10 protein-coding genes are annotated in these 9,453 nt (G+C 48.8%); all 10 read right to left on the bottom strand.

The annotated features are described in order from the left end of the window. A partial coding sequence (locus QZ147_RS06780) for an undecaprenyl-diphosphate phosphatase (protein ID WP_295148531.1) occupies nt 1-816 on the bottom strand: 816 nt, incomplete at its 3' end. A gap of 468 nt (nt 817-1,284) precedes the next feature. Further along, on the bottom strand, nt 1,285-3,198 hold the full coding sequence (gene tkt, locus QZ147_RS06775; protein WP_295148529.1) for a transketolase: 1,914 nt from the start codon (nt 3,196-3,198) through the stop codon (nt 1,285-1,287). A gap of 111 nt (nt 3,199-3,309) precedes the next feature. Further along, the gene (locus QZ147_RS06770; protein ID WP_295148525.1) at nt 3,310-4,545 is read right to left on the bottom strand and encodes a polysaccharide lyase family 1 protein; all 1,236 of its coding nucleotides are present in this window, start codon (nt 4,543-4,545) and stop codon (nt 3,310-3,312) included. 217 nt (nt 4,546-4,762) lie between these two features. Beyond that, the gene (locus QZ147_RS06765) at nt 4,763-5,047 is read right to left on the bottom strand and encodes a hypothetical protein (protein ID WP_295148523.1); all 285 of its coding nucleotides are present in this window, start codon (nt 5,045-5,047) and stop codon (nt 4,763-4,765) included. Between the two features lie 47 nt (nt 5,048-5,094). Next, nucleotides 5,095-5,949 carry a hypothetical protein gene (locus QZ147_RS06760; RefSeq protein ID WP_295148520.1) on the bottom strand — a complete coding sequence of 285 codons (855 nt, stop codon included), beginning with the start codon at nt 5,947-5,949 and terminating at the stop codon, nt 5,095-5,097. Between the two features lie 15 nt (nt 5,950-5,964). Further along, nucleotides 5,965-6,867, bottom strand: a complete 903-nt coding sequence (locus QZ147_RS06755) for a polyprenyl synthetase family protein (protein WP_295148516.1) — start codon at nt 6,865-6,867, stop codon at nt 5,965-5,967. 75 nt (nt 6,868-6,942) lie between these two features. Further along, a complete protein-coding gene (locus QZ147_RS06750) occupies nt 6,943-8,052 on the bottom strand; it encodes a PDZ domain-containing protein (protein ID WP_295148514.1) in 1,110 nt (369 codons plus the stop codon). A gap of 221 nt (nt 8,053-8,273) precedes the next feature. Next, a complete protein-coding gene (locus QZ147_RS06745) occupies nt 8,274-8,582 on the bottom strand; it encodes a YbaB/EbfC family nucleoid-associated protein (protein ID WP_295148511.1) in 309 nt (102 codons plus the stop codon). A gap of 216 nt (nt 8,583-8,798) precedes the next feature. Next, nucleotides 8,799-9,143 carry an aspartate 1-decarboxylase gene (gene panD, locus QZ147_RS06740; RefSeq protein WP_295148509.1) on the bottom strand — a complete coding sequence of 115 codons (345 nt, stop codon included), beginning with the start codon at nt 9,141-9,143 and terminating at the stop codon, nt 8,799-8,801. A gap of 32 nt (nt 9,144-9,175) precedes the next feature. Further along, nucleotides 9,176-9,453, bottom strand: a 278-nt coding sequence (locus QZ147_RS06735; RefSeq protein WP_295148506.1) for a hypothetical protein, incomplete at its 5' end; no start/stop codon positions are given.

Genomic DNA, 9,453 nt, shown 5'->3' with positions numbered 1-9,453 from the left:
AATTATTAACGCAAAATTACCTACTAAAAATCTAAAAAGTAAAAATACGCCCAAAACCAAGCGATAAATCACAAACGGCATCATCGAAATGCGCTGCAACATCGCCATAAATAGCCGCACGCAAAGATACGCGCTAACGCCGCTAATCGCCGCGCCGATAGCAAGGTCACTCCAAGGCAGCGAATCGGGTATCTTAAAGACTTTAAGAGCCTCCAAACCGCCTGCTAGCACGATAACCGGGATCGAGAGCAAAAACGAAAAATTTGCGCTCGCCGTTCGAGAAAAACCGAGCATTAGCGCCGCAGTCATAGTCACGCCCGAGCGAGAAACGCCCGGTATGAGCGCGATTGCCTGCGCTAGGCCGATGATTAGGGCGATTTTTATCGTGATGGCGGCTTCGTCCTTTGCGCCGCTTTTTTTGTCGGCAAAGCCTAAAATTAATCCAAAAACTATGGTCATAATAGCGATCAAAGCGCCGTTTCTAGCGTATTGCTCGATGAAGTCGCCAAAGGCTAGGCCAAACAGCCCCACGGGGATTGTGCCAAAACCCGTCGCCCACACGAGCGTACTTTGACCGACCGCCCTTTTTTGAGCGATCGAGGCGAAAAAATCTCTCAAAAGCGCGGCGATGCGGTCTTTAAAGTAAATCAAAATCGCAACCAGCGTGCCTACGTGGACGGCGACGTCAAAGGCTAGTCCTTGATCCGCCCAACCAAGCAGCTTTGGCACCAGCACTAGATGCGCCGAGCTAGATACGGGCAAAAACTCGCTAATGCCCTGAACTAGGGCTAAAACGATGATATGCGAGAGTTCCATTTTATACCTTGATTAAAAATTTAGTCGTTTTACGCAAATTTAGCGGCGGATTTGAGATTTTTGCCGCGGGTTTAAAAATCGTAAAGACGCGATTTTAGCAGAAAAATCATAAAATTTACTCAAATTTTAAGGCAAACGAGCGGTAGTACGATATAAAGAGCGGGAAGCGGCGATAAATGCAAAAAGCCGAGTTGGGCGTGGGCACTACCAGACGCTCTCGCTCCTTGCGGCGCGGAGTAGCGTATTTTAATCACGCCTTAAATTTTTCGATAGACCGCAAATTTACGTGAAATGGCCGTAAGTACGGACTTTAAGCTACTAACGCTTGCGCAAGCGGTTCGGCGGATAATTGCGGGTTATTAAAATTTCAGTAGTTTATAAATTTTGCGCGAGCCAAGCCCGTAGAATTTAACGCAGAAGTAAAAATTGGGGCAAATTTTAAACCTAACCTCGCCCCGAAAGTTGAATTTACTTCGCCGCTTCCTGCGCGAATTCCGCGATCTTTTCAGGCGTGAAGCCGAAGTATTCAAACAATGCGCCCGCCTTGCCGCTCTCGCCAAAGCTCTTCATCGAGTAGATTTCGTCAGCAAATTTATACCACTCTAGCGCGCTTGCGGCTTCGACGGCGATGATTTTGGTTTGCGGATCTAAAATTTTATCCACGTACTCGCGCGGCTGCTCACAAAGCAGGTCAAAGCACGGCGCGGATACGACGTTCGCGCCGATACCCTTAGCGGCTAAAATTTCAGCCGCTTTGACGCAAAGCTCTACTTCGCTACCGCTAGATATTAGCGTGATTTTGGCGTTTTGCGCGCGTTTTAGCAGATACGCGCCGTTTTCTACGCCGCCAAATTCGCCTTTTTCAAGCGGAGCTAAGCCTTGGCGGCTTAGCACGAAGGCGCTTGGAGCGCGTAAATTTAACGCCGCCTTCCAGCAAAGCGCGTTTTCGTTGCCGTCGGCCGGGCGGAACGTATAAAAATTCGGCATCGCGCGAAGCGTGCTAAGCTGCTCGATAGGCTGATGCGTCGGGCCGTCCTCGCCCACGCCGATACTGTCGTGCGTAAAGACAAAAAAGTGCCTAACGCTCATCAGCGAAGCGATGCGGGCAGCCGGTTTAAGGTAGTCGCTAAATATAAAAAACGTCGCGCTAAACGGCAAGAAAAGCCCGTATCTAGCGACAGCATTGTTTATCGCGGCCATGGCGTGCTCGCGGATGCCGTAGTGGATGTTGCGTCCGTTAGGGAAGTCGCCCATGCCTTTTAGCTCGGTTTTGTTTGACGGCGCCAGATCCGCGCTACCGCCGATAAAGCCGGGCAGCGCACGCGCGATCTCGTTCATGATGATGCCGTTGCTATCGCGCGTGGCTAGCTTTTTGCCGCTAAAATCAGGGAAATTTATCTTACTAAAATCAGGATTTAGCAGCGAATTTAGCATATTTTTGCTTTCAGAGCTTAGATTTTCTACTTTTTTGTTCCACTGAGCTTCGGCTAGGTCGCCCTTTTCTATCGCGGCACGGAAGCGAATCAGCACGTCCTCGTCAATAGCAAATTTACGCTCAGGATCAAAGCCCGCCGCGATTTTAGCGGCCTTTATGATCTCCTCGCCAAGCGGCGCGCCGTGGCTGTGGTGGCTGCCCTCTAACTCGCCAGCGCCCTTTGCGATGCGAGTGTTTGCGATGATGAGATACGGGCGCTCCTTTTCGGCGGCTTGCTCGAGCGCAAACTCGATCTGATCGTAGTCGTGACCGTCGATACGCGCTACGTCCCAGCCCTGAGCCTCGAACCTCGCCTTCACGTCCTCGCTCCAAGCGATACTCGTGTCGCCCTCGATCGTGATGTTGTTTGAGTCGTAGATCAGCACGAGGTTATCTAGGTGTAGATTGCCCGCGACCGCACAGGCCTCGTAGCTGATACCCTCCTGCAAGTCTCCATCGCCGCAGAGGCAGTAAATTTTATGATCGATGACGGCGTTTTCCGGTTCGTTTAGTAGATTGGCCGCGTATTTTGCCGCCATAGCAAAGCCCACCGCGTTTGCTACGCCCTGCCCCAGCGGTCCGGTCGCGACCTCGACGCCTTTGGTGTGTATCTCCGGGTGACCCGGGGTTTTAGAGCCTAGCTGACGGAAGTTTTTTAGATCCTCGAGGCTAAGATCGTAGCCGCTAAGATGCAAAAAGCTATACACGAGCGAGCTTGCGTGACCGCCGCTAAATACGAGCCTATCGCGGTTTAGCCAGTTTGGATTTTTAGGATTGTGATTTAGAAATTTAGCCAGCACGACCATGACGTCGGCTAGCCCCATCGGCGCGCCCGGATGCCCGCTGTTTGCCTGCTGCACCATATCCGCGCATAAAAACCTTATCGTATCCGCCATCTTTTTTAGCATTTTCTCTCCTTAGTTTTTATGCGATTATACGAAAATTCGGCTTAAATTTTACGCTTTTAACGCCGCCGTAAATTTTAAAAACTCGGCGAAATTTTCCTTTTCTCTTTTTAATTATTTAGCAACGTCTAGTTTGCCGGTGCCGGCGTTTTTATTTACCTCGTTTTGGACATTTGAGGCTTTGAGGAGCTCAAATTTATATGGAGGCTCAAATGGCGGCTTGGTTAGTTTTTCGCAAACGCTACCTTTTTTTGAAAGGTCTATGTTGCCGCTTTCAAAAATGGTGCCTTTGTTACACTTGTAGCTTATCTTGACGCCATTTGTAAAGTAGTTGTTTTGAGCGTATATTAGCGAGCCAAAGCGCACGCCAATGGCGTATTTTTGGTCATAGAAGCAATCTTTTGAGTCATAAAAGTTGTTATAGACGTGCACCTTTGCATTGCGTGCCATAGGTAGGCGTTGCGCGCAGTTGTCAAAAATGTTATGAGCGACCGTTATCGTCCTTGTTTCGCTACTGCCGTCCGAGTCTCTTGAGCCAATTAACATCGTTTTGTCGTGGTTTTCAAAGATGTTGTGCGAGATCGTGATAGCCGCACTATCCCCCTTAATGTCGCATAGTCCGTCATAAGTTTGCCATTTAATAAGCTCTCCACCTGCTAAATGCACATGACCAAGCTCGACCGTGTCCTTAAAATGGCAGTGATCTACCCAGATGTTTTTGCTTGACTCTATGCTGACGCTATCATATTGCGCATTAAAGCCGTCATTTTTTTGTATATCTGGAAATGGATCAAAAGCATCTTCGATCTTCATATTGCGGATCGCGATATTTTGGACATTTTTTAACAAAAGCGAGCCGCCTTTTATGCCTGAGTTTTCGCCTAAGCCGATTATTGTGGTGTTGCTAGCTACCGGCACTACGATGAGCTTTTTCCACTCGTTGGCTAAATTTTTGCGAAGCGCTGCTAGCTTTGGATCTTGCGAACCGTCTAAATTTGCACGGCATGAAGCGCCGTAAGCCTGCATAAATTTGGCATAAGAGCTAAACTCGCCACCGCTAATCTCACTTATAAATTTATCCAGCCCATCGCTATTGCCATTTTGTGGGATCTTGCCTTCGCTAAGGTCTATGAGCCCATCCACATAGATGACGTAACCACCCATTTGAGCGTATTTTACGAGCTCTTGCCTATCTTTTACGACGACTTCTTTACTCTCTTTGCCGGCGTATCCGCCAAAATTTTGCTCTGCTCCAATGCTAGCGTAACCAAAGGGCGAGTCGCTTGCTTTTATCTCGCCTGCTTGAGCTAGAGCACCAAATGCAAATAACGCACCAACGGCGAGAAACAATATCTTTTTAACATCTTTAGCCTCTCAAATTTGGCTTTTTATTTTTGATCTTCTGTTAGAAAATCGCTGCCGAACTATATATTAACTTGTTAAATCTAGTATAAGGCTTTTATAAATTTTTAGTAAAAGCAAAATTTAGCGGCGAGTACCTTGCAAAACGCGCAAACCGCTTCGCTTACGCAAAGACGCGCCAGTTTTTAGCCGACAAAACCCGAATTTATTTTCCGCCAAAGCCAGCGCAGACGATGTTTTTTAGCGTTTGGGCTTGCTTGATTAGCGTAAAGCCGATCTTTTCGCCGTTTTTAAAAGACGCGCGAAACCGCTCGGAAAAAGACGCCGTGAAAAACGCGACCTCTTTTGGCGCGCCGTCCGTATCCTCGTATCTCGTCCAGTTTTCCTCGGGCACGTCGATCAAAGCGACGTCCTTGTCTGCGCTAGGCTTTAGCCCTGCGCAACCGCAAAACGCCCAGACAGCGACCGCGCCTAGCAGCAAATTTTTCATATTTTTCCTTAAATTTACGCGCAAATCCGATCAAAAGCGCGCTAAATTTACGCCCTAGCTTGCGCCGTAAATTTTAAAAACTCGGCGAAATTTTCCTTTTTATCTTTTAGCTCAAACGGTATCTTATGCTCTTTTTCGCCGATTATTACGGCATCCTCTTTTACTTCGATTTGTGCGTCTGCGATCTCGTCCCACGAGCTAAAAACTGGCTCTTCCATCAGCTCACGGCTAATAAGTCCGCGCTCGTCTAGTATCACGCCGTAAGGCTTACCAAAAAGCGAGCGGTCAAGGCTGTGAAGTATCGGCGAGACGGGCTTAAAGACGCTAAGCGATTTTGATAGCAGCTTCGTCTCGTCAAGCGGCGTTTTTAGCGCTTCGCCCAGCTCAAGCTCCAAAATTTTATCCGCAATCGTGCGCTCCTCGGCCCTAACGCCCTCCTCAAAAACCGCCTGCAAGATCGCTTTTAGCGCAGTTTTCATCGCCGCTTTCATCTCGTCCTCGATTTCAAATTTGCATTTTTCTAGCTCTTGCCACGCGAGATTTTCCAGCTCGTCAGGCGAATGCTCGCCGAGCCTAAACGCCGCGGCTACTTCGTCAGCGTTTACAGCAGAGGCGTCAAATTTAACCAAAAGATGCCGCTGCGTGAGTAAAAATCCTATGCTTCTTCGCACGATGCGCGTATGTACGCCGATAAATGCAATCGGCACGGCACCATAAAATTTAACCGTCCCGCCGTAATCCGCGCCTTCTTGTCGCCCTAGGCTTTTATCTAAAATTTGCCTCGTAGCTAGCGCGAAAACCTCGTTCGCATCGTCCCAAACGGGGTGCTTTGCGCCTCCTAAAACCAAAACCTTTTGCGCGCTCTCGTCTAGCGACGCTAAAATTTGCTCTAAATTTCGCATATTTTCTACTAAATTTTAGTTTTTTAGATATCTGTCCGTTAGGGCGCAAATCATAGCCCCAAGGCGCGGCTCGCATTCGCGCGCGTCTTTGTTTATTTTGTAAATTAGCTCGTTTTTCGCGTTTACGGCGCCTTCGACGCCTAGCAAATTCGTAAACGAATTTTTTGCGGCATCGTTATGCGTCGGCTTTCCCGCCGCGCTCTCGTCGCCCGTCGCGTCGATCACGTCGTCTTCTATCTGAAAGGCAAGCCCCAAATCAAGCCCGATTTTATAAATTCGCTCGCATTTTTCGTCGCTTAATCCCGCGATTACCGAGCCCATTTGCAAGCTTGCGGCTATTAGCTTACCTGTTTTATGCAGGTGCAAAAAGGTTAATTCCTCTAAATTTAGCGCCCGCTCCGAAACGGCGAATCTCGCTCGCAAGGCGCGCGCCTTTTGGCTCGCCTCAAAAAAGCAATCAAGCGCTTGGCCCAGCACCATACCGCTAGCGCCCGCATTTTGAGCTAAAATTTCCACGCATTTTACGCGCGTATCCGCAGGCAGTTCGGCGCGCGAAATTTCTAAAAACGCCTGCGTGTTTAGCGCGTCGCCGACCAAAATCGCCGTAACCTCGTCGTAAGCTACGTGTAGCGTAGGCTCGCCCCTGCGCAGATCCGAGTTATCCATCGCGGGCAAATCGTCGTGAATGAGCGAATAAGCATGCAACACCTCAACGCCCAAAGCTACTCGCATAGCGGCGTTTACGAGACCCGGTTTTAAAGCGTTCACCGCGCCTAAAAGCAACTGAGCGCGGAAGTGTTTGCCGCCCGCAAGCAGCATCTGCGCTAGCGCCCGCTCGTAATAAGGGTGAAAGCTAGGCGCCGCGGGTAAATTTTTGCGTAAATACGCTTTGAAATCTTCGAGCAAATTTCTAGCCATTTTCGCTCCTAAAATTTAGGGCATTTCGCCGGCCGCGCGGGGCAAAGCCGATGCGCGCGCAAAATTTCGCCGCTCTCATTTAGGAGAAACTTTTACGAAAAACTGGAAATCTTTGCGCGAAAATACGAGCGTAAAGTTTTGCTTATCGGCGATTTTATTTAAAAGCTCGGAGCGCGTCTTTACCCGCTCGCGCTCGACTTCTACTATGCGGTCGTTAAATTTTATACCGAATTTTTCCGCCCGCGAGCCGGGCTCTACTTTGGTTACGATTAGTTTATTATCCACCGCGATGCCGTAATCTCTTAAAATTTGCTCGTCCATATCGCTAGCGACGGCGCTAGGCATCGCGTTTAGGTTAGGCTGCGACGAAGAATTAGGCACTAGCGCGTCCGCGCTTTGCGTAAATTTTAAATCGCCCGAAACCGGGACGTTAAAGATCGTTTGAGTACCGTCTCGCTGCACGATTAGCTCGATTTTAGAGCCCTTGGGCGCGAATAAAATCGCCTCGTTAATCTGACGAAGAGACGTAGGCAGCGCGCCGGCGATACCGATAAGCTCGTCGCCTTTAATCAGCATTTTACCCCGCCCCAGCGGATCGACCTCGCTAACGTAAAATTTGCCCTCTTTTTGCGTAAATTTTACGCCTATATCGCCGTAATAAACGTCCTCGTACGCCGCAAAATGCTTCAAATATCGGCTCGGAACGAACTTATCTCCGCCTACGGCGATACCAAGCAGCTTGCAGCAAGGCGTGTTTAGCTCGCCCGTAGCGTTATACTCGAAGCTTAACGTATCAAAATCGCCCAAATTTTCGCCCAGCGCCTTGACGTGTCCCATTTTGCTGGCGTTATCGTCGCTTAAAACCGCAACCCACGTACTTTTGCTCACGCGCTCGTCGTCCGCGCCGTCCGCCATTACTGGCGCGGCTAGCGGAGCGTCGGAACGCACGAGATAAAGCTGTAAAAACGGATCGAATTTGACGTATTTTACGATCGGCGCGTCGCCATTTTTAGGCACGGCGATTAGATCTTTGGTAATCGCTACGCCGAAATGCTTATTTACGGAGACTATGGAGCCTTTATTTTTCTCGTAGCAGGCGTGAAAATCGTCTTGCGTCGGGCGCGGCTGCGCATACGCCGTAAGCGCCGCGAATACGAAAAATAGGGAAAGAAGCAGTTTTTTCATTTTTATCCTTTGTTTATCGTGCGCCCCGTTGCGAGCGTTTTTATAAAAATTCCTTTACGTCCGCGACTCGGCGGATTTGCTCGGCTCGCGCTTAGACCTCGCGGGGCTAACGGCTTAAATCTTATCCGAAATTTTACCGAATTTAGAACGTAAAAAGGCAGGCAAAGCATAGCGCGAGACGATTTTGTAAATTTTAAGGCTCTTGCGAAAAGGCGCGCGAATCAAGAGCCGAAATTTAGCCCGCCCAGCATCCTGCCCGCCGTCGCTTTCTTATCGTCCTCCGCAGCCTTTAACGCATCGTTTATCGCGCTGATTAACAAGATTTGCAAGCTTTCCTTGTCACTCATTAGGCTATCGTCTATCGTGACGTCTAGCACTTCGCCCTTGCCGTTTACTTTCGCGCTTACCAGCCCGCCGCCGCTTTTAGCGCCGAATTCTTTTGCCGCGCTTTGCGCTTCTAGCTCTTTGGCGGCCTTTTGCGCCTGAGCCAACATATCGCCCATTTTGGAAAAATCGAAATTTTCAAACATTTTCACCCCCTAAATTCGGCGCATTTTACCGAATTTAAGCTAAATTTCTATCTCGACCGTAAAAAGATAGGCGGGTGTGCTCCTCTTAGCCGCGCTCCCGGCCGCAGGCGGACGAGACCGCCGCTCCGCTCCGCTCCGAAATTTCCAAACTCGTCAAGGCTGGCAAATAGACCGCATCGCAGAAGTTTTTATAAAAAGCGCCTAAAAGAAAATACGCTAAATAATTTCGTTTTTCTCGTTTACGTGCACGATTTTAGGCTTAAATTCCCTCGCCTTTTTCGCTTTCACGCTCGCGTACGCTACGATGATTACGACGTCGCCGACGCAGACTTTGCGCGCCGCCGCGCCGTTTAGGCATACCTCGCCCTTTTTGCCGCCCGCGATCACGTAGGTTGCAAAGCGCTCGCCGTTATTGACGTTTAAAATTTCTACTTTTTGAAACTCGACTAAATTCGCGGCTTTTATCAGCTCGTCGCCCAGCGTGATAGAGCCCACGTAGTTTAAATTCGCGTCCGTCACGGTCGCGCGGTGGATTTTGCTTGCCAGCATTTCTATTCTCAAAATTTCACCTCTTTTTTAAAATTTACGCGCTTTTACTTGCACGGTATTTCAGGAACGTTCGCTAAAAATTTTTCGTTAAATTTTTCGCTTTTTAGCGCATTTTGTAGCTCTTTAAGGGTTTTAAAATTTCTAGCGAACGATACGCTAATTAACCCGCATTTAGTAATTTTAGATACGTCTATCGTAACCTCGTAGGCGCTAAATTCGCTATTAGGCACGGGGTAATAAATCTCCTCGCGGTACGAGCTATCTTCGCTTAATTTTTTTATCTTAAATTCGCCTTTTCGAGCGTTTTGAGCGTATTTTATCG

Source organism: uncultured Campylobacter sp. (genome assembly GCF_905371695.1).
Classification (GTDB): Bacteria; Campylobacterota; Campylobacteria; order Campylobacterales; family Campylobacteraceae; genus Campylobacter_A.
Note: the sequence above shows the minus strand (reverse complement) of the source record. Positions and strands in the feature narration are given on the sequence as shown.

Excerpts from the sequence above, each read along its gene's own strand:
- tkt (WP_295148529.1), bottom strand. The coding sequence starts at position 3,198 with ATGCTAAAAAAGATGGCGGATACGATAAGGTTTTTATGCGCGGATATG.
- QZ147_RS06765 (WP_295148523.1), bottom strand. The coding sequence starts at position 5,047 with ATGAAAAATTTGCTGCTAGGCGCGGTCGCTGTCTGGGCGTTTTGCGGT.
- QZ147_RS06760 (WP_295148520.1), bottom strand. The coding sequence starts at position 5,949 with ATGCGAAATTTAGAGCAAATTTTAGCGTCGCTAGACGAGAGCGCGCAA.
- QZ147_RS06755 (WP_295148516.1), bottom strand. The coding sequence starts at position 6,867 with ATGGCTAGAAATTTGCTCGAAGATTTCAAAGCGTATTTACGCAAAAAT.
- QZ147_RS06750 (WP_295148514.1), bottom strand. The coding sequence starts at position 8,052 with ATGAAAAAACTGCTTCTTTCCCTATTTTTCGTATTCGCGGCGCTTACG.
- QZ147_RS06745 (WP_295148511.1), bottom strand. The coding sequence starts at position 8,582 with ATGTTTGAAAATTTCGATTTTTCCAAAATGGGCGATATGTTGGCTCAG.